Raw genomic sequence first — 19299 nt, forward strand, 5'->3', positions numbered from 1 at the left:
TGCATCCATACGGTGCCGGGAGCGTCAAAAAAGTTCACAAACTCCCGACCGCGCAATGTCATGATTTGTGACAAATACGAGCCCTGAAGTTGCACCCACGGTTGCTTGCGCGCGAATCCCCTGGAGAAGGAGAGTCGCGTCCGGCATTGCAATGAATAAGGCCGGCACGACAAGTCGATCGAAAAGGAAATTGTCGCGATGAAACTTCTTGCCCTCGAAGGTGATCACGCCCAATCCGAACTGATCCGGGTTGTCCTTGGTGCGGAAGGCGGCTTGACGCGCGAACTGCTCGCCCTGTTTCGCCCCGAGTTCGCGGACGCAGGCATCGTCGCGTTACGGGTGCTCGCGTTGAGCGCCGCGTTCATCGTGCTGGTCGCGATGGCGCCGACGTATCTGAAGTACCGCGGGCAAAACCGCGCGATCTATGCAAGCGTCGCAACGGCCGCGTGCGTGCAGGTCGCGTTGTTGTTGCTGCTGGTTCCTCGCATGGGTGCGACGGGCGCCGCGTTGGCCTATGCGATCGCGATGTGCGGCCTTTACGGCAACCTCGCGCGCGTCGCGCGCCGCGAACTGCGGCAGATGCAAAATCAGGCCGCGCCGCAAACCGGCTGAGGCTGCGCGGGCTACGCCGCGCCCGACACGGTCAGCTTGCAGCGCACCGGCAGCAAGCCGAAACGCGTGATGCCTTCGGCGATTGCTGCGCGGATCGTGCGAAACGAGCGGGGCATCGCGAGTTCCGCATGACCGTTGGCGGCATCGGCCCAGACGAGGATAAAGCGTGTGCGTTGCTCGTTGTCGCGCACCTGCAACTGCCGGCGCGCAGATGAGACGGGAGCGCGAGTTCCTGTCATGGGAGAACGCTCCGGCAATCACGCGCCGCGAATGCTCGCCGCCCGATGGCTCGGCAGCAGCCGCGCCACCACGTCGGGCGCCTCGATCGTCGACACCCACGCCTTCATCGCGTATATATCGTCCGCGAAGTAGCGGTCCTTGTCGTAGAACGCGACGTCCTCGCGAATCCGGCCGATCACGCGCTCCAGCGTCGAGGTCGAGCGCAGCGGTCGATGGAAGTCGATACCTTGCGCGGCCGCCATCGCCTCGATGCCGACCACCACGCCCGTGTTCTCCGCCATGTCGCCAAGACGCCGCGCAGCGTAGGTCGCCATCGACACGTGATCTTCCTGATTCGCCGACGTCGGCAGACTATCGACGCTCGCCGGATGCGCGAGCGACTTGTTCTCCGACGCGAGCGCCGCGGCGCTCACCTGCGCGATCATGAAGCCCGAATGCAGGCCGCCATCGCTGACGAGGAACGGCGGCAGACCCGACAGGTTCGAATCGAGCAACAACGCGAGACGACGCTCGGACAGCGCGCCGATTTCGGCGATCGCGATCGCGATGTCGTCGGCGGCGATCGCCACGGGTTCAGCGTGGAAGTTGCCGCCCGACAACACGTCGCCTTCGTCGGCGAACACGAGCGGATTGTCCGATGCCGCGTTCGCTTCGATGCGCAGCACCTCGGCCGCGTGACGCAACTGGTCGAGGCACGCGCCCATCACCTGCGGCTGGCAGCGGATCGAGTAGGGATCCTGGACGCGTCCGCAATCGCGATGCGACGCGACGATCCCGCTATCGTCGAGCAGCGCGCGGTACGCGGCGGCCACGTCGATCTGACCGCGCTGGCCCCGTGCCGCGTGAATGCGCGCATCGAACGGCACCAGCGAGCCCTTGATCGCCTCGAGCGACAGCGCGCCCGCGAGCATGGCCGACGCGAACACGTCTTCGGCCGCGAACAGGCCGACCAGCGCGAGAGCGGTCGACACCTGGGTGCCGTTCAGAAACGCGAGCCCTTCCTTCGGACCGAGTTGGAATGGTTCGAGCCCGGCGTACCGCAAACCTTCGAGCGCCGTCACGCGCTCGCCGCGAATGCGCGCATCGCCGAGACCGATCAGCATCGACGTCATATGCGCGAGCGGCGCGAGATCGCCCGATGCGCCAACTGAGCCTTTCGACGGAATGCACGGATAGACGCCCGCGTTGACGAGGCGCACCAGCGCGTGCACCGCGTCGGGCCGCACGCCGGAATGGCCGCGCGCGAGGCTGATCGCCTTTAGCGTCATCACGAGGCGCACGGTGTCGTCGGGCAGCAGATCGCCGGTGCCGGCACTGTGCGACAACACCAGGTTTCGTTGCAACTCGGCGAGCTTGTCCGGCGCAATCACCGTTTGGGCCATCTTGCCGAAGCCGGTGTTGATGCCGTAGACCACCGCGCCGCGTTCGATCACGTCGTCGACCACCGCGTGGCTGCGTTCGATCGCGGGAAATGCGCGTGGATCGATCGCGATCGGTCTGGCGTCGCGCAGCACGGAGCGCAACTGATCGAGAGAGACTTCACCGGGCACGAGAGTAAGAACGTTGTCGACTGGAGTCATGACTGTCTGCTAAAGGGATTGAGTGGAGGCGGGCACGGATACACGGTCGCGCGATGCGCGAACCGATGCGCTCAGAGGAGTTCGAAGGGCACGCCGCTGCTGTGCCTTTGCGCGACGCGTTCGAGCGCGTCGATAAACATGACGTTATCTTCGCGGCTGCCGATCGACACGCGCACGCAACCGGTATATCCCGGTTCGCGCCACGGCTTGACGATCACGCCTTCACGCAGCAGACGCTGCGAAAGCGCAAGCGCTGGTTCGTGCGCATCGAAGAACAGGAAGTTCGCGCACGAACGCGCGGGCGCGTAACCGAGTGCAACGAGCGCTTCGCGCATACGCTCGCGCTCGACGCTCACATGCTCGACGCTCGCTTTCACGTGAGCGACGTCGGCGAGCGCCGCGAGCGCCGCGCACTGCGCGAGGTGGTTGATGTTGAACGGCGTGCGCACGCGGTTCATCAGATCGGTGAGCCGCGCATCCGAGGCGAGGCCGTAACCGATGCGCAGCCCCGCGAGCCCGTAGGCTTTCGAAAACGTGCGCAGCAGCAGCCACGGCAGGCCCGATTCCGCGAGCAGCGCGACGCAGTCCGCGTAACCCGGCGTCGCGATTGCATACTCGTAATACGCTTCGTCCCACAGCACCAGCGTGCCGGGCGACACGCACGACAGCAGACGCTCGATCTGCGCCGCGTCCATCGCACAGCCCACCGGGTTCGACGGATTGCTGATCACCAGCATGCGCGTGCGCGGTGTCAGTGCCGCGCAGAGTGCATCGATGTCGAACTCGAGACCGCGCATCGGCACGGTAACCACGCGCGCGCCGACGCTTTGCGGGCAGATCACGTGCAGTCCGAACGACGGCACGACGGTGACGACCTCGTCGCCCGGCGCGAGAAAGGTGTGCGCCGCGACCGACAGCAGATCCTCGGAACCGTTGCCGAAAACCAGCCGCGCGCCGTCGACCCCGAAGCGTTCCGCGAGCGCCGCGCGCAGCGCGCCGCAGGCCGGATCGGGATAGACCGCGACGCCGTCGACGAGCGCGCCGGCCAGCGCCTCGTTGACACGCGCGCTCGCGCCGAGCGGGTTTTCGTTGCTGGCGAGCTTGGCGATGCGGGACACGCCGAACTGCTGGCGCACGTGCGCCGCGGACAACCCGGCGTTATACGCGGGCAGGGCGAGAATTTCGGCGCGCAGCGAGTGGATCAGTGCATCGGTTAGGGTCATGCGGGCTCCGTGTCGTTGTTGCGCGTCCAGAACGCGTTGCGGTCGAAGTAGTTCTGCAGGAACTGGCGCAAACGCGGTTGCGACGCGTCGTGAAAGACCTGTTGCGGCGCGCCCTGCACGGCGATCCGGCCCTGGTCGATGAAAACAACCTTGTCGGCCACCTGCGCGGCGAAACCCATTTCGTGCGTGACGACCACCATCGTCATGCCGTCGCGCGCGAGCTGCTTCATCACCTGCAGTACTTCGCCGACGAGTTCCGGATCGAGCGCGGAAGTCGGTTCGTCGAACAGCATGATGTGCGGCTCCATCGCCAGAGCCCGCGCGATCGCGACGCGTTGCTGCTGGCCGCCCGACAGCTTCGCCGGATACGCATCGCCCTTGTGCGCGAGGCCGACCGTATCGAGCATCTTCATGGCGCGCTGTTTCGCTTCGTCGGCCGACATGCCGCGCACGCGTTGCAGCGCTTCCATCACGTTGCCGAGCGCGGTCATGTGTGGCCACAGGTTGAACTGCTGGAACACCATGCCGACGTTGCGGCGCACGCGGTTGATCTCGCCTTGCGAGGCGCGTGCGCGACGGCCGTTGCGCTCGGTGTAGCCGAGCAGCTCACCCTCGACCAGCACGTCGCCGCGATCGTAGGTTTCGAGCGCCGCGATACAGCGCAGCAGCGTGCTCTTGCCCGAGCCCGAGGGGCCGATGATGCAGACCACTTCGGATTTGTCGACGTCGAGATCGACACCGCGCAGGACTTCGATGTCGCCGAACCGCTTGCCGAGTTGACGAACTTCGATCAGCGACCGACGCACGGGGGCGCTCGTGGAAGCGGCGGCGCCGGGAATTTCAGTGAACGCATTCATGAGGGAGAGTCCTGTCAGGCGGAAAAACGGGCGAGACGCGTTTCTGCCCATGCGCCGGCGCGCGATGTCAATTCGACGAGCGCGAGGTAGCAGACGCACAGCACGAGCAGCGTTTCGACGAACGCGAAGGTGGCCGAGCCGATGCCGGTCAGCACGAAGGTGAGTTCGGGCACGGTGACGATCGACAGCACGGCCGTTTCCTTGCTCAGCACGATGATCAGATTGGTCAGCGCGGGCACGATCAGCACCAGCATCTGCGGCAGTTGCACGCGACGCACCGTTTGCCAGCGGGTGAGTCCGAGGCATTGCGCGGCTTCGATATGGCCTTTCGGCACCGCGCGGAAGCCCGAGCGGAACGCCTCGGCGAAATACGCGCTGCCGTACAGGCCGAGGCCGAGCACGCCGGCCGTCATCGGTTCGAGCGTGAGGCCGAACGACGGGCCGCCGTAATAGAGCAGGAACAGCTGCACCAGAAACGGCGTGCTGCGAAAAAACTCGATGTAGGCGCGCAGCGCCGCACGGATCGCGGTGCCGCAGAACAGCTGCACGACGGCGATCAGGAAGCCGAGCGCGATGCCGATCAGCACGCCGGCGGTCCACGTGCCGATCGTGTTGGCGAAGCCCGACGCGATCGGCTGGAGGTTGTGCGTGATGACGGCGAAGTCGAACTGTTTCATCGTGGGAGCCTCAGGCGTGGAGCCGGTGTTCGGCCAGATGCGCGAGCGCCGCAAGCGTGCCGTTGATCACGAAGTAGATCAGGCCGGCAGCCAGATAGGCTTCGAGCGGACGATAGGTGCTCGCGGCGATGTTCTGCGCGGTGCGCGTGATTTCGGCGACGCCGACTACCGAGATCAGCGAAGACGCCTTGATCAGCAGCACCATTTCGTTCGCGAGCGACGGCAACGTCAGCCGGAATGCCTGCGGCACCTGCACGCGGCGCAGCATGTCGAACGAGCGGATGCCGAGCATGCGCGCCGCTTCGACCTGGCCATGCGGAATGCTGAGGAAGCCGCCGCGCAGGATTTCGGCGACATATGCGGCCGAGCACAGCGACACCGCGCTGACTGCCGCGACGAGCGGCGGCACGTTGATGCCGATGAAGGGCAGCAGGTAGTAGACCAGCAGCAGTTGCACGAGCAGCGGCACGCCGCGGAACACGAACACATAGGCGCCGGCGGCGGCGCGCAACGCGGGGCGGCCCGACAGACGCGCGGCACAGACCGCGAGCGCGACGAAGAAGCCGATTGCGAGGCCGGCGAGCGAGATGCTCACCGTGGCGATGGCCGCTTGCAGCACCAGCGGAAAGCCTTGCGCAAACACGGACGGACTGAACATGGTCGGGAGCATGGCGAACGGGGAAAGCGGGGAAAGCGGGGCGGTCGCGTGCATCGATGGACGGAATGCGCGCGACCGGGCGATCAGGCCTGGCGTACAGACCCTGCGAGAGCGCGCTTAGTAGTTCGGCGTCGGCAGCGCGGCGGGCGTTTCCATCGCCACGCCGAGCCACTTCTTCTGCAGCGCGGCGAGGCGGCCGTCGTGGCTGATCTTCAGCAGCGCGGCATTGAACGCGTCGAGCAGCGCTTTGCTGTCCGCGTCCTTGCGCATGCAGTAGGCGTAATAGACCTTCGAGCCGAACGCGGGCTGCACGACGCTGAAGGTGTCCGGACGCTGCTTCGCGACATAGGCGATGTTGGTGACCGAGTTCGCGACCGCGACGATGCGGCCGGCGGCGAGGTCGGAGTAGGCCTCGTTGAAGTCGACGTATTCCCGGATTTCCGGCGGCTGCGGCAGCGTCGCGGCCCACGCCTTCAACTGCTCGTATTGCGCGGTGCTCTTGCCCGCGCCGACGGTCTTGCCGGCGATATCGGACGATTGCTTGATCGAACCGTCGCCGGTGCGCTTGAGCAGCGCGTCGGTCGCGTCGGCGATCGGCAGCGTGTACGCGTAACGGTCCATGCGCGCCTTCGTGACGGTTAGCGGTCCGCCGACCATGTCGAATTTGTGCGCTTCGAGACCCGGCAGCACGCTAGGCCAGGGCAGGTCGATGAAGCGCACCTTGACGCCGAGTTCCTTGCCGATCTCCGCGAACAGTTCCTTGTTCAGACCGGCTTGCTGGCCGTTGTCGAGGAAGTCGAACGGCGCGAATTGCATCTCGGTGCCGACCACCAGTTCGCCCGCTTTCCGCACGTTCGCGAGGTCGTCAGCGTGCGCGCACAGGCTTGCCGCACACAATGCCATCGTCATTGCACAACTCTTCCAGCCAGCAACCAGTTTCATCGAATTCTCCTGAGGGATGAGGGGCGTACGGCCGGCTTCAGCCGGATCGATGGAGCGCAGTATATACCGCGAATTTTGGGAAATCGCAGGGATTTGCGCCATCGTATACGAGTGCTTGCGGTTTTATTTACCGCGGTATATACCGCATGTTTGGCGGACGGAGATTCCTTTCAGGCGTGTTTCCGCCGCTTCGGTCCGTTTGTTTTCTGAAGGGTTGTGTCGCGGCGTGGCGGGCGGTGGTAATGACCGGGGCCACGGCTCTCGTGTTGGCGGGTCATCCGCTCCGCTGAACCGCTGAGCGTCTTGAGGCGAGTGGATCGGAGCGGCGTGAGGCTCCAGCGGCAAGTGGTGGGATGCGCTGTGGGCTGCGCGTTGAGCCGATTAGCTGCGCCCCTGCATGCGGCGTCGCAAATGCAGGCGCCCTGGCGGTTCGAAGTACGTGCCGAAGCGCACCAGACCGGCCTTCTTCAAATGACAGGTCATTTCGAAGCTGACCAGCACGCCCGGGTCGTCGTCCTCGAGGATCTCGATGTCGATCGCGCGAATACGGGGTTCATATTTCAGCAGCGTCGCTTCCATCTGCTGCTTCAGCGCGTGCGCCGACGACGGCAATGCCCTGTAGATGTTCGTCATGTCCGGCAGGCCATAGTCGGGCAAGTGCTTCAACGCTCCCGCGCGCGTGTTCAGAATGCGTTGCACGTTCTGCTGGACGCTCAGGCATTCGAGCGTGCGGTCGTCGTAGGCGTCGAGCGGCTCGCCGCCGATCTGACCGAGCAGCATGTCGTAGAGGGAGGGTCCCGCCGGCATCGCGTGGCGCTCCGTCAGCCGATTGCCGCGTGTTCAGCGACGGCTTGTTCGCGATCGATGAATTCGATCGTCAGATTGCTTTCGGGGGAACTGGTCAGCAGGATCCTGGCGGGCGCGATTCCCCATGCCATGCGAGCGAGCAGTTCGCGCGACACCGTCGGCAGAATGCGCTGATTCAGAAACGCATCGACGTTGCGCGCGCCCGATTCGCGCACGAGACACAACTCGGCCATCGCATCGATCAGCGACTCGTCGCAGCGCAGTTCGACGCTGTGCTGGCGATGCAGACGCTGCGCGACTTTAGCCAGCTTCAGGCGCACGATCGAGGCCAGCGCGCTTGCATCGAGCGGGCGATACACGAGCGTCTGGAAGCGCGCGAGCAGCGCCGGCTGAAAGTGGCCGACCAGCTGCGGATGAATCGCGTCGAGCAATTCGTTCTGCGAGACCTCGGGGTTTTCCGCGGTGGTCTCGTCGATCTGCGCACTGCCGAGATTGGACGTCATCAGGATCACGCAGTTGCGAAAGTCGATCTCGCGTCCCTCACCGTCGCGCATCATGCCGCGATCGAACACCTGGTAGAACATGTCGAGCACGTCGCGGTGCGCTTTTTCGACTTCGTCGAGCAGCACGACGCTATACGGACGCTGCCGCACCGCCTCGGTCAGGATGCCGCCGCGTCCGTAGCCGACGTAGCCGGGCGGCGAGCCCTTCAGCTGCGACACCGTGTGCGATTCCTGGTACTCGGACATATTGATCGTCGTCAGCGCGGCTTCACCGCCGAACAGCAAATCGGCGAGCGCGAGCGCCGTTTCGGTCTTGCCGACACCCGATGGACCGGCGAGTAGAAACACGCCGAGCGGCGCATGTTCATTCTTGAGTCCCGCCTTCGCGGTGCGCAGACTTTCGGACAGGGCGGCGAGCGCGTCGTGCTGCGCGACGACGCGTGTCGCGAGTTGCGTCTCCAGTGTCAGCAGGCTCTGCAGTTCGTCTTCGACGAGGCTGCCGACCGGCACGCCGGTCCACTCGGCAACGACGCGTGCGATCGCCCGGGCGTCGACGTCGGCGAAGATCAGCGGGGCCTTGCCTTGTACGGTCGCGAGCGCGCGACGTGCTTGCGCGAACCCGGTGGCGTCGCGCGTGGCGGTGTCGTTGTCGCTGTTGCTGTCGCGTTGGCGGTGCAGCGTTTGGACGTGCTCGAGTTCCTGCTCGTAACGTGTTTGCAGCGCCGCGAGTTCGGTCGTCGCGTTCGCGAGCGCGGCGTCCAGCGCGTCGCGTCGTGCTTCTGCGACATCGATGCCGGCACGTGCGTCGTCTGCGAGCGTCGCGTGTTCGAGGTCGAGCGCGGCGAGCGCGGCACGCGCGCGTTGCAACTCGGCCGGCGGTGCTTCGAGGCCCATGCGCACACGCGCGGCGGCCGTGTCGATCAGATCGACGGCTTTGTCCGGCAGTTGCCGCGCCGGAATGTAGCGACGCGACAGCTTGACCGCGGCGACCAGCGCTTCGTCGCGAATATGCACGTGATGGTAGCTGGCGTAGCGGCTCTTCAGGCCACGTAGCATCAGGCAGGCTGCGTCGTCGTCGGGTTCGTCGACCTTGATCATCTGGAAGCGGCGCTCCAGTGCGGCGTCGCGCTCGAAGAATTCCTTGTATTCGGACCACGTGGTCGCCGCGATCGTGCGCAATTCGCCGCGCGCGAGCGCGGGCTTCAGCAGGTTCGCGGCGTCGGCGCCGCCCGCCGCGTTGCCCGCGCCGATCAGCGTGTGCGCTTCGTCGATGAACAGCAGGATCGGCACGGGCGAAGCCTGCACCTCGTCGATCACGTTCTTCAGGCGTTGCTCGAATTCGCCTTTCACGCCCGCGCCCGCTTGCAGCAGGCCGAGATCGAGCGTGAGGATGCGCACGTTGCGGATCACGTTCGGCACGCTGCCTTCGGCGACCCGCAATGCGAGCCCTTCGACGAGCGCCGTCTTGCCGACACCCGGTTCGCCGACGAGGATCGGATTGTTCTTGCGACGGCGCGCGAGCACGTCGACCATTTGCTGGATCTCGCGATCGCGCCCGAACACTGGATCGATGTTGCCGCGGCGCGCCTTGTCGGTCAGGTCGAGCGCGAAGCGGGCGAGGGCGTCGGCGCTGGCAGGTATGGCTTGCTTCGAAGCGGAAACGGGGTTCGCTGCCGGCGAGTTTGCCTTAGGCTGCGGCGTTTCGGATTGCTGTTCGGCGCCTTCAACTTCGCCTTCGTTTTCGCTTTCCATTTCACTCTCGCACGACCGATGCGCGATTCGCGGCAGCAGACGCTCGATCTGCGCGCTGCTGACGGCAAGCAATGGCCATGCGTTGTGGGCCCGCAAAATATATGGCGCATCAGTGATCGCCTGGAGCAGATTGCCCGAACGGATGTGGACATCGTCGTTCTCCGACGACGCGTGAAGCCATGCATCCGCGAGCAGCGCGGCGAGTTGCGGCGACAGCGCGGGCTTGCCGCGCAGGTTGCGCGGCAGACGATCGATTGCGCCGAGCAGCGCATCCCAGAGTGCGTCGATATCGATCGTGTAATGCTGCAGAATCGCGGGGATGTCGCCGTCGCCGGCTTCGATCAGTTTCAGCAACCAGTGCTCGACCGTGATCTCGTCAGCCAGCCGCGTCTGGCAAAGACTCGCGGCCGCTTCGAGCGCCTGCGCGCAGTACGGGTTGAGTCGGCGCAGCAGGTGAGGGGTGTTCCGAAGGACGTTTCTTCGGTCGTCGCGCAAGGTCATGTCGGCAGTCCGGTCGCGGAGGGAGGCGGCAAGCGCGCTATGCACTCGCCGAGAAAAAGGAACCAGCTCGCCGCGCGAACTGGTTCAGACGCGTCAATGCATGTCGACGCGTGTCATGAGACCGGCGGCGCGCCGGTCCCGCTTGCGATGCGGAAATCAGGAACGTTCGTTCCAGGTGTCCTTGTGGATGATGTTGCCGTCCTTGTACGACCACGTGATGGTCTCGTAGCGCAGCTCGACGTCTTCGATGTGGTTGTGCTTTTCGTAGTCGGGGTTCTTGATGTCGAACATCTTGGGCTTGACCGCGACGATCTTCACGTTGTCGAGCTTCGTGTTGAAGTACTCCTTTTCCTTGCCGGCGTCGTCGATCTTGTACCACTTGATCTCGACCGACTTCAGCGTCTGACCGCTCGTCACTGCCTTGTACAGATACGGCGTCGACGCGTCGGTTTCCTTCGTCAGCGTGATCGGCTTGTGCACGCGCGTGCCGGTCAGTTTGCCTGTATTGCCGTCGGTCGGAATATGCACGCCGTGATCGAACGCGACGAGCTCGACACTGCCTTCGCGTCCTTGCACCGTCACCGAACCCTTGATGTCGGCGCCGCCATCGTCCTTGAGCCACATGTAGGCTGGAATTGCCATACTCTCTACTCCTCGTTTTTCTGCTACTACGACAACTGCCCGGAGCACCCCCGAGCTTCTGAATCCCGAAGCGCGATGCTTCAGGGGCTAAAGACCGCAGTTCTTTGCGTGGATGCAGCGGACGTCGAGCGGGCCTTGGGTGTGGTGCATGCGAGAGGCCTGGTGCCGACGTGCTTTCTCATTGTTTTGCCGGGGTGTCCGGTACGAGCGTGATTTCGACGCGCCGGTTCTGCGCGCGTCCGTCGTCCGTATCGTTGCTTGCGATCGGCCGCGTATCGCCGTAGCCCTGAATCGCGAACTGCGTCGCCGCGATACCCGATACGTCGATCAGCCAGTCGCGCACGGCTTCCGCACGTGCCGTGGACAACTTGAGGTTGCTCTGCGGATTGCCGATGTTGTCGGTGTGTCCCGCGACCAGAATCCGTTTGTCGGGATGCGTCCTGATCATTTCGAGCGCACCGACCATCGCGCGAGTCGAGCCGGGCTTCAGTTGCGCGCGGCCGCTATCGAATAGCGACATGCTGTCGAGCGTGACGATCGCCGGCGGCGGTGCAGGCGGCACGTACGATGCAATCGCGTTATCGAGCGCCGGCAGCAGTTGCGCGCCGCGATACATGCCGAGCGATAGCCGCAGCGGCACCCCCATGCGCGCGTAACGGTCGAGCTGATCGCGATCGGCGACGAGCGCTTGCAGCGCGTTGCGTTTCGCGTTGTCATGCGCGGCCGGAATCATCGAATATCGTCCGAGATCGGCGCCGATGCGAGCGAGCAGCGTTTCGTTGTTTTTCGCGGCGGACCACGACGCGACGGCGAACGCGCACGCGAGCAACGCTAGCGCATGCGCGCAGGCCGCGCGGCGCGGCGACCTCCAGTAGCGCCGCGGTATCGCTTCGATCAGTGCTTGCGGCAGTGGCCACGGTGGCGGCGAAGCAACGACGGCCGCGCGGGTCACACAGGTTTGCATTTGCACGTCGAGGTCCCATAGATCGGCCGAGCCGCTTGCCGGACCGAAATCGATCCAGCCCACGCCGAACAACGCCCACGGCGTGGCCGGCTGCTGCCGGTCGGTCAGCGTGCCGATCACGACGCGCTGCGTCCAGCCCACGAGCGACGCGAGCGCCGCCGCACGCGCGGCACTAATGGAGGCCGTGGCACCGGTGGTGTCGCCGGGGACGTGCTGAATTTCAGCTTCGGCCGCGCGGACCACGGGTTCGAAACGCTCGGCATCGACGATCCGCGTCGCCGACGACACCCCATACCACGCCGGCACCGACAGACCGGGCAAGTTCGTGGTGAGCCGCTGATAGACCGCGACATAGCCGGGCAGGCGCGTGCCGAGCGTGCGGGCCGCATCGGCGCGCGCCTGACGCACGACGCGCAGCTTCTGCGCGAGCATGTCGGCGCCGGCATGCAGCGCGGGCGCGACCGACAGCACGACGCCATCGGGCGCACGGCCGTCGCGCCAATGCCTGACCGCGACCGCGAGACGCGGCAACTGCTGCGGATGATCGACGCGCAACCAGATTGCACCGTCGCCGACGTGTGCGAAGCGCTGCTCGTCGTTGCGATCGAACAGAGCCGGCAGACCGTCGCCGGTGACGAGCACAAGTGGCATGCGGGTGCGCAGCCGCGGCGGAATCTCGGCAGTCGCGGCGCCGAGCGCGGTCAATACCTGCACGCTCCGCTCGCGCGCGCGTGCCAGCCAGAGCGTGCGCCATACGACCATCATGCCCACCAGCAAGCCGACGATCGCGGTCAGCGCCCATGTGACGCCGCGTCCGGCCGGCAACACGAACCAGATCACCGAGAGCGCCAGCACGGCCGCGAACACGAGCATCGCACGCAACGGGTAACCGAGTCCCTCGTATGCGCGGTCGGGCGTGTGGGTTGGCGTCGCGGCCAGGACGGGCAGATCGGACTTCACGGCTGGGCGGCCTTCGCGTGCACGAGTTGCGCGAGCTGGGCGTCGAGCGCGGTCGACCAGACCAGCCAGACGATGACTGCGGCCGCGCACGCGAGCCCCGCGACCGCCCACGGCGAGAGCCGATAGAACCAGTCGGACCAGCGGCGATTGGGGCGGTCGGCGATGAAAGTGTGGGTGGACGCCGGGCGAAGCTTTTCCAGCTGCCCATGCAACGCTGTAATCAGCGCAGTGCGTTTCGCTTCGCCGTCGCGCGCAAAGCGGCCGACGAAACCGAGGCTGAGAATCGCAGCGTAGCATTCGAGCAGGTCCACGTGCGGCGCCGCTTCGCGCATGCGGATCTCCAGCCGTTCGAACACGCGCTCGCCCGCGTCGTGCAGATTGAACAGCTCGACTTGCAGCGGCTTCAGTTCCCAACCCGCGCGGCTTTCGGCCGGCAGATGACGCAGCGCGATTTCATCGAGCAGCCCGCATTGCGCGATCAGCGCTTCGCGCCGCACGTCGTCGGGATAGCCGCGCCGCTCGAGTGCGCTCGAGAAGTTGGCGATCAGCTGTCCGCAGCGATTGCGGAAGTCGGTTGCGTGATCGGCATGGCCGCCGGGCGCGAGCGTCGTGACCAACAGAGCGGTGTCGCGCAGCAGATCGCGAATGCCTCCGCGCGACGCGCGGTTCGCGCTGGGGGCGCTGTCGAGCAACGCCGCTTCGTTGTGGCTTCGGGGCAGGGCGGTCATGAGCGCAGTACCGCGTAGAGTTCAAGAGACGCGTCGGGCACCGACGCCGGCAGATAGATCTGGCAAGCGCGCGCGGCAAGCATTTTCGCGTGCGCGACGCTGGTAGGGTCGAGCGCGAAGTACTGGTTGTCGAGCCGCACTGGAATCGCGGCCGGCACGCGCGGCACCGCCTTGAGCGGAATGCCGAGCAGCGCCGAATTGATGATGTGCTCGACATCGTCGGGCGCGCCAATCTTGCACAGGCGCGGGAACTGCTCGGCGAGCTCGAACGCCGGCATCGGCGCGTTGACCGACAGGTACCAGTCGGCCGCGCCGTCGACGATGCGCTCGTCGAGGAACCGGCCGGACCATGTGGTCGCGCTCTTACGCGTGAGACCGATCGACACGACGCGCGATGGAATGATGGCATCGAGCAATTCGCGGATCGTGGCTTCGAGGTTCGTGAACACCTCGTCGGCGCGCGTGTGGTCGTAAGGGGGAATGTCGGTCAGTTGCGCGCGCGTGGAGAACGTCATCAACGCGCTGACCAGTTGCACGAGCGTGGTGTACAACTGCTCGGGCGGGCGGCGCGGATGTGTCGCGTAGAGCCGCAATTGCGGCCACGCCGCGTGAATGCAGTGCAACAGCCAGAACAGTTGCACGTCGGCAACGCCATATTCGGCGACCTGTTCGAGCCGCTCGCTGCGACGCGCGCCAAGCGCGACGCTCTTTGCCTGCAGGATATCGGCGAGACGATTGACGCGTTCGAGATGCAGCGGATGACTGCCGAGCGTCAGACACGGCGGCACGAAGCGCTGATCGACCTGGAACTGGCCGCTCGTCGTGCGCGTGAGCCGCGCGATCGCACAGACCGTGTCGTCGGCATGCGATTCGAAATCGAATAGCAGGCGCAGCGCGTGGCGTTCGGACGCGATCTCGGTTTCACTGCCGCCGTTCAGATCCACGACCTTGACGAACTCGCGATACGCGCGACGCGGACGCGCGAGCGACGTTTCATCGAACCGGCAGTTGTTGCCGTTCGCATCGGGCAACGCGAGCGCCGCGAGCACGACGACGCTTTGCAGATCGGGCGGCACACCCTGCGTCAGATCGCGCGCGGGCGGCAGCGCATCGGTAAGCGTCGTGTCGATCGGGGTGCCGTCCGCAAAGCGCAGCTTGAGCCGGGTGAGCTTCAGGCGGCCCGTTGCCAATGCTTCTTCGTCGACCTCGACCCGTAGCGTGCCCCACGGCTCGGCAAGCGCCGAGGTCGCGAACTGTTGCAGCGCGAATCCGGCCCACCGTTCCTGCTGCTGGAAGTGCTGCTGCGTGAGGATGAGGCCCTCATGCCAGAGCGGTTTGTCGATTCGCATAGATGTTTTGGTCTATCGCTCGTTGTTGATTTAATCCGGATTTACCGGGACGTCGGATTTTATATGCCGTAATCGGCGATCGTATACGCTTATTTATATCGATATTTGAAAAATGACAAAAATTTAGAATTGGTGTTTTGAGCTGTGAGCGAAATTTATCTCGAGGGAGCTCTAGTTAATTCGAGATGATGTTAAATATATGTGCAACGAATTAACGAATTTTTCAGGATTGTTAAATCTTTGTAATTCATGAAATGTGGCTGTGGGTAAGGGATTGGAGGGGGCTGATGAATGTGAGCGTGGGCTGGAAGGAAATGCTGCAACAAGATTGGGGTGGAAATGAATTTTGGTGACAATTGTTGACATAATGCTGCTTGCGGAACTGACTAATATGCTTTGACGCGACATCGATAAACCTGTTTTAATACCGTCTGCATTAAAAAGATCGCACGAATCGAGACCGTGCCATGAGGTATTGTCGTCGTAATTTATTTGTGAGTTGCGCATATCCGTTTATGCGCGCTTGCGGGCATGTGCGCGACTGAAGTCACCGCATCGCAACGGGCGAGATCTGCGGGGTGTCTCGAATCTGATTACACGAGGAATACGAATGGACAGCTTTCAGCGCGAAATTCCGAAGAGTCGCGTCTCGATCACGTTGGACCTGCACACGGGCGGCGCCCAGAAGAAGGTCGAGCTGCCTCTGAAGCTGCTCGTCGCCGGCGATTTCAGCGCGGGCCGGGAGCAGGCGCCGCTGGCGGAGCGCAAGAAGGTCAACATCGACAAGAACAACTTCGACGCTGTGCTTGCGGACTACGCGCCGAATCTGAAGATCGCCGCCGAGAACACGCTCGCCGCCGACGGTTCCGAGCTGCCGGTCAAGCTCGCGTTCCGCTCGATAAAAGACTTCGAGCCCGAGCAGGTGGCACGCCAGATTCCCGAGCTGCAAGCGCTGCTGGCGATGCGCAATCTGCTGCGCGACCTGAAATCGAATCTGCTCGATAACGGCACGTTCCGCCGCGAGTTCGAAAAAGTCCTGAAGGACAAGCGCCTGTCGGACAAGCTGCGCGGAGAGCTCGCGCAGATCGCGACGGCCGCGACCCAGCCGGAAGGTCATGCCTGAGCGGGGACGGGCGAAGAAAGCCTTCGCCGCCTTCCGTCACTACATCGCTGCAAGAACGCAGACAGGAATACAAATGGAACAGAACGAATCCCGTCAGGGTGCGACCGAGACCGTTGTGCTCAATGCCGCGCAGGACGCATCCTTCTCCGGCGACAGCGTCTATGCGTCGCTGTGCAACAAGATCAACCTGAAGCCCGTTGCCGAGGCGCGTCCGCTCGAGGCGTTCCGCGATAACGACATGCTGTCCGAAGCGTCGGCCGACGAGCGCATCGCGCGCGGCATCGGCGCGTTTCTCGAACTGGTTGCGCAATCGAGCCAGCCGGTCGAGCGCCTCGACAAATCGCTGCTCGATTTTCATATCGGCCAGCTCGACCGCCAGATCGGCCGTCAGCTCGACGCGGTGTTGCATACGCCGGAGTTTCAGGCGCTCGAAGGCCGCTGGCGTGGTCTGAAGATGCTCGTGTCGCGCACTGATTTCCGCAAAAACGCGCGTATCGAAGTGCTCGATGTGTCGAAAGATGCGCTGCAGCGCGACTTTGAAGATACGCCTGAGCTGATCCAGAGCGGCCTCTATCGGCTCACGTACATCGAGGAATACGACACGCCGGGCGGCCAGCCCATCAGCGCGCTGATCAGCGACTTCGAGTTCGCGAATTCGCCGCAGGACGTGGCGCTGCTGCGCAATATCTCGAAGGTCGCGGCGGCGGCGCACATGCCGTTCATCGGCTCGGTCGGCGCGGCGTTCTTCGGCAAGAAGTCGATGGAAGAGGTTGCGGCGATCCAGGATATCGGCAACTACTTCGATCGCGCCGAGTACATCAAGTGGAAGAGCTTCCGCGATACGGACGACGCGCGCTACGTCGGTCTGACGATGCCACGCGTGCTAGGTCGTCTGCCGTACGGCAAGGACACGACGCCAGTGCGCGCGTTCAACTACGAGGAAGCGGTGAAGGGCCCGGACCACGACCGCTACCTGTGGGTCAACGCATCGTTCGCGTTTGCGGCGAACATGACGCGCAGCTTCGTGAACAACGGCTGGTGCGTGCAGATTCGCGGTCCGCAGGCGGGCGGCAAGGTCGAGGACCTGCCGGTTCACCTGTACGACCTCGGCACCGGCGTGCAGCCGAAGATCCCGACTGAAGTGCTGATTCCGGAAACGCGCGAGTTCGAGTTCGCGAATCTCGGCTTCATTCCGCTGTCGTTCTACAAGAACCACGACTTCGCGTGCTTTTTCTCGGCGAATTCGACGCAGAAGCCGGCGCTCTACGAGACCACGGAAGCCACGGCCAATAGCCGCATCAATGCGCGTCTGCCGTACATCTTCCTGCTGTCGCGTATCGCGCATTACCTGAAGCTGATCCAGCGCGAAAACATCGGGACGACGAAGGATCGACGTCTGCTGGAGATCGAGCTCAATAACTGGATCAAGGGTCTTGTGACCGAAATGAAGGATCCGGGCGATGAACTGCAGGCATCGCATCCGCTGCGTGAGGCGAAGGTTACTGTCGAGGATATCGACGATAACCCGGGGTTCTTCCGGATCAAGCTCTTCATCATTCCGCACTTCCAGGTCGAGGGGATGGATATCGGTTTGTCGTTGGTGTCGCAGATGCCGAAGGCGAAGAGCTGATCTGACGTTCGCTGTGCAGGCCGCCAGGGCACCCATGAATGCCCTGGCGGTGTTTTTGTGATCCCGTATCCGGGAGGAATTCGATGTCGATGGTAATGCCCCTGCAGGCTTATGAATTAAAGCTCGCGCCGCATCCGGCGCCATTCTCTGTCCTGAAATTCGCTGGTGTCGACCGCATCAGCCAGCTGTACAGGTATGAGATTGAATTCACAAGCCCGACGGCTGGAATTCCAATGGATCAGGTCCTCGGGCGTCCGGCCCGATTCATCACCTATCCGATCGACCCCGACATGGGCAATCTGCAGCGGATGTTCGGCGCGAACGCGGAGCAGTTCAGCAACAAGGCGCCGGCCCAGACGGTGCACGGCATTATCACGAAATTTGATGAGTTCGAGACCTCGGTCGACGAGACGCGCTATCGGGTGACCCTCGAACCGAAACTTGCCGATCTCGACCGGGGGGTAACGAGTCGTCTGTACCAGCGGCAGTCGGTTGAGGAGATCGTGACCGATACGCTGCGCCATGAAGGCTACCGGGCCGGCGTCGACTTCGTGTTCAGATTGCGGGGTGAATACAAACGGCACGAATACGTCACCCAGTATCACGAAACAACGTTTGCATTTATCCAGCGGATCTGCGCGGAAGAGGGCATATGGTTCCGCTGGGAGCAGAAGAAAGACTACGCAGCGCTCGTATTCGGCGACGATCTGGATGCGTATGCGCGCAAACCGCGCACGACGCGGTATCGTCGCGACTCTGGACTCGAAAGCGTCGGTGCCGACTCTATCAAGACGCTCAGGCGGCGCACCAGGCGGGTGCCGGAAGCGGTCAAGCTGCACGACTACAACCATCGTCAGGCCGATGTGTCGCTGCTGGTGGAGAACAACACGGCACCCAACGACAAGACAACCAACGCAGTCGACTATCACTGGGGCGAGCATTACGAGACGCCGGAAGAAGGCCAGCGTATCGCGGGTCTGCGGCATGAGGCGCATCTGGCGAGTCAGATCAGCTTCATTGGTACCGGCAATCCGTTCTGGCTGGAGGCCGGAGAGGTCATGCAGATCGATCCGGTGCAGGTTGATGCGAAGTACGGCATCTTCATCACGTCAGTGCGCTCGCATGGCGCGCGTAGCAAATCGTATCGGGTGACGTTCGAGGGTATTCCTTCGGACCGGGTCTGGCGCACGCCGATGGAGTCGATTCCGAAACCGGTGATAGAGGGCATCCTGCCGGCGCGTGTTACATCGCCCGGGAACTATAAATACTCGTATCTGACCGAGGAAGGCTGGTACGTCGTCAAGCTGCCTTTCGATCTGGACGAATGGAGTCCGGGTGGAACGAGCCGTCCCGTGCGCTTTGCCAAGCCGTACAGCGGGGACAACTATGGTCATCATTTTCCGTTGATCGATTCCGCGGAAGTGGCTCTGCTGTTTACTGCTGGCGACCCGAATAGGCCCATCATCATGGGCGCGATGCATGACAGTCTGCATCCGGATCTCGTCAATAACCTGATATGACTTTCCATGTCAATCGGAGTTTATGGTGTTG

The 19299-nt window shown here is 63.7% G+C and carries 16 protein-coding genes and 1 pseudogene; 4 read left to right on the forward strand and 13 right to left on the reverse strand.

Annotated elements, in window-relative coordinates; all coding sequences use genetic code 11:
* Positions 1-198: 198 nt before the first annotated feature.
* Positions 199-612, forward strand: a complete 414-nt coding sequence (locus L0U84_RS24100) for a polysaccharide biosynthesis C-terminal domain-containing protein (protein WP_233853246.1) — start codon at positions 199-201, stop codon at positions 610-612.
* Positions 613-623: 11 nt separating this feature from the next.
* On the opposite strand, the gene L0U84_RS24105 is transcribed toward L0U84_RS24100, so the two are convergent.
* The 13 genes from L0U84_RS24105 to tssK form a co-directional block, all read right to left on the reverse strand.
* Positions 624-851 (reverse strand): hypothetical protein, encoded by a 228-nt coding sequence (locus L0U84_RS24105; protein WP_233853247.1) that lies wholly within the window; start codon positions 849-851, stop codon positions 624-626.
* Between the two features lie 18 nt (positions 852-869).
* Positions 870-2432 (reverse strand): histidine ammonia-lyase, encoded by a 1563-nt coding sequence (gene hutH, locus L0U84_RS24110; RefSeq protein WP_233853248.1) that lies wholly within the window; start codon positions 2430-2432, stop codon positions 870-872.
* A 71-nt stretch (positions 2433-2503) separates the two neighbouring features.
* Positions 2504-3655 carry an aminotransferase class I/II-fold pyridoxal phosphate-dependent enzyme gene (locus L0U84_RS24115; protein ID WP_233853251.1) on the reverse strand — a complete coding sequence of 384 codons (1152 nt, stop codon included), beginning with the start codon at positions 3653-3655 and terminating at the stop codon, positions 2504-2506.
* Positions 3652-4512: an amino acid ABC transporter ATP-binding protein gene (locus L0U84_RS24120; protein WP_326491199.1), complete on the reverse strand. Its 861-nt coding sequence runs from the start codon at positions 4510-4512 to the stop codon at positions 3652-3654. The genes L0U84_RS24115 and L0U84_RS24120 overlap by 4 nt, the downstream gene beginning before the upstream one ends.
* Before the next feature lie 14 nt (positions 4513-4526).
* Positions 4527-5189, reverse strand: a complete 663-nt coding sequence (locus tag L0U84_RS24125; RefSeq protein ID WP_233853252.1) for an amino acid ABC transporter permease — start codon at positions 5187-5189, stop codon at positions 4527-4529.
* A 10-nt stretch (positions 5190-5199) separates the two neighbouring features.
* Positions 5200-5847 (reverse strand): amino acid ABC transporter permease, encoded by a 648-nt coding sequence (locus tag L0U84_RS24130; protein WP_233853253.1) that lies wholly within the window; start codon positions 5845-5847, stop codon positions 5200-5202.
* A 117-nt stretch (positions 5848-5964) separates the two neighbouring features.
* The gene (locus L0U84_RS24135) at positions 5965-6789 is read right to left on the reverse strand and encodes a transporter substrate-binding domain-containing protein (RefSeq protein WP_233853255.1); all 825 of its coding nucleotides are present in this window, start codon (positions 6787-6789) and stop codon (positions 5965-5967) included.
* Between the two features lie 381 nt (positions 6790-7170).
* Entirely contained in the window at positions 7171-7596 is a 426-nt protein-coding gene (tssE, locus tag L0U84_RS24140; protein WP_233853256.1) for a type VI secretion system baseplate subunit TssE, read from the reverse strand.
* 14 nt (positions 7597-7610) lie between these two features.
* Positions 7611-10352, reverse strand: a complete 2742-nt coding sequence (gene tssH / locus L0U84_RS24145; RefSeq protein ID WP_233853258.1) for a type VI secretion system ATPase TssH — start codon at positions 10350-10352, stop codon at positions 7611-7613.
* A 156-nt stretch (positions 10353-10508) separates the two neighbouring features.
* Positions 10509-10994 (reverse strand): Hcp family type VI secretion system effector, encoded by a 486-nt coding sequence (locus L0U84_RS24150; protein ID WP_184062887.1) that lies wholly within the window; start codon positions 10992-10994, stop codon positions 10509-10511.
* A 178-nt stretch (positions 10995-11172) separates the two neighbouring features.
* On the reverse strand, positions 11173-12918 hold the full coding sequence (locus tag L0U84_RS24155; RefSeq protein WP_233853260.1) for an OmpA family protein: 1746 nt from the start codon (positions 12916-12918) through the stop codon (positions 11173-11175).
* Positions 12915-13646: a DotU family type IV/VI secretion system protein gene (locus tag L0U84_RS24160; RefSeq protein WP_233853262.1), complete on the reverse strand. Its 732-nt coding sequence runs from the start codon at positions 13644-13646 to the stop codon at positions 12915-12917. The genes L0U84_RS24155 and L0U84_RS24160 overlap by 4 nt, the downstream gene beginning before the upstream one ends.
* The gene (tssK, locus tag L0U84_RS24165; RefSeq protein ID WP_233853270.1) at positions 13643-14995 is read right to left on the reverse strand and encodes a type VI secretion system baseplate subunit TssK; all 1353 of its coding nucleotides are present in this window, start codon (positions 14993-14995) and stop codon (positions 13643-13645) included. The genes L0U84_RS24160 and tssK overlap by 4 nt, the downstream gene beginning before the upstream one ends.
* Positions 14996-15605: 610 nt before the next feature.
* Here tssK and tssB point away from each other — a divergent pair.
* The 3 genes and pseudogenes from tssB to L0U84_RS24180 form a co-directional block, all read left to right on the forward strand.
* A complete protein-coding gene (gene tssB, locus L0U84_RS24170) occupies positions 15606-16118 on the forward strand; it encodes a type VI secretion system contractile sheath small subunit (RefSeq protein WP_233853273.1) in 513 nt (170 codons plus the stop codon).
* Between the two features lie 73 nt (positions 16119-16191).
* Positions 16192-17748, forward strand: a complete 1557-nt coding sequence (gene tssC / locus L0U84_RS24175) for a type VI secretion system contractile sheath large subunit (RefSeq protein WP_233853275.1) — start codon at positions 16192-16194, stop codon at positions 17746-17748.
* An 83-nt stretch (positions 17749-17831) separates the two neighbouring features.
* Positions 17832-19262 (forward strand): annotated as a pseudogene (locus L0U84_RS24180) (type VI secretion system Vgr family protein); the annotation flags it as partial.
* Positions 19263-19299 lie beyond the last annotated feature (37 nt).

It is taken from the genome of Paraburkholderia sp. HD33-4, from assembly GCF_021390635.1.
In the GTDB taxonomy this organism is placed as follows: domain Bacteria; phylum Pseudomonadota; class Gammaproteobacteria; order Burkholderiales; family Burkholderiaceae; genus Paraburkholderia.

Coding starts and splice junctions, on each gene's coding strand:
- L0U84_RS24100 (WP_233853246.1), top strand. CDS start 199: ATGAAACTTCTTGCCCTCGAAGGTGATCACGCCCAATCCGAACTGATC.
- hutH (WP_233853248.1), bottom strand. CDS start 2,432: ATGACTCCAGTCGACAACGTTCTTACTCTCGTGCCCGGTGAAGTCTCT.
- L0U84_RS24120 (WP_326491199.1), bottom strand. CDS start 4,512: ATGAATGCGTTCACTGAAATTCCCGGCGCCGCCGCTTCCACGAGCGCC.
- tssH (WP_233853258.1), bottom strand. CDS start 10,352: ATGACCTTGCGCGACGACCGAAGAAACGTCCTTCGGAACACCCCTCAC.
- L0U84_RS24135 (WP_233853255.1), bottom strand. CDS start 6,789: ATGAAACTGGTTGCTGGCTGGAAGAGTTGTGCAATGACGATGGCATTG.
- L0U84_RS24125 (WP_233853252.1), bottom strand. CDS start 5,189: ATGAAACAGTTCGACTTCGCCGTCATCACGCACAACCTCCAGCCGATC.
- tssC (WP_233853275.1), top strand. CDS start 16,192: ATGGAACAGAACGAATCCCGTCAGGGTGCGACCGAGACCGTTGTGCTC.
- L0U84_RS24150 (WP_184062887.1), bottom strand. CDS start 10,994: ATGGCAATTCCAGCCTACATGTGGCTCAAGGACGATGGCGGCGCCGAC.
- tssE (WP_233853256.1), bottom strand. CDS start 7,596: ATGCCGGCGGGACCCTCCCTCTACGACATGCTGCTCGGTCAGATCGGC.
- L0U84_RS24160 (WP_233853262.1), bottom strand. CDS start 13,646: ATGACCGCCCTGCCCCGAAGCCACAACGAAGCGGCGTTGCTCGACAGC.
- tssK (WP_233853270.1), bottom strand. CDS start 14,995: ATGCGAATCGACAAACCGCTCTGGCATGAGGGCCTCATCCTCACGCAG.
- tssB (WP_233853273.1), top strand. CDS start 15,606: ATGGACAGCTTTCAGCGCGAAATTCCGAAGAGTCGCGTCTCGATCACG.
- L0U84_RS24105 (WP_233853247.1), bottom strand. CDS start 851: ATGACAGGAACTCGCGCTCCCGTCTCATCTGCGCGCCGGCAGTTGCAG.
- L0U84_RS24130 (WP_233853253.1), bottom strand. CDS start 5,847: ATGTTCAGTCCGTCCGTGTTTGCGCAAGGCTTTCCGCTGGTGCTGCAA.
- L0U84_RS24115 (WP_233853251.1), bottom strand. CDS start 3,655: ATGACCCTAACCGATGCACTGATCCACTCGCTGCGCGCCGAAATTCTC.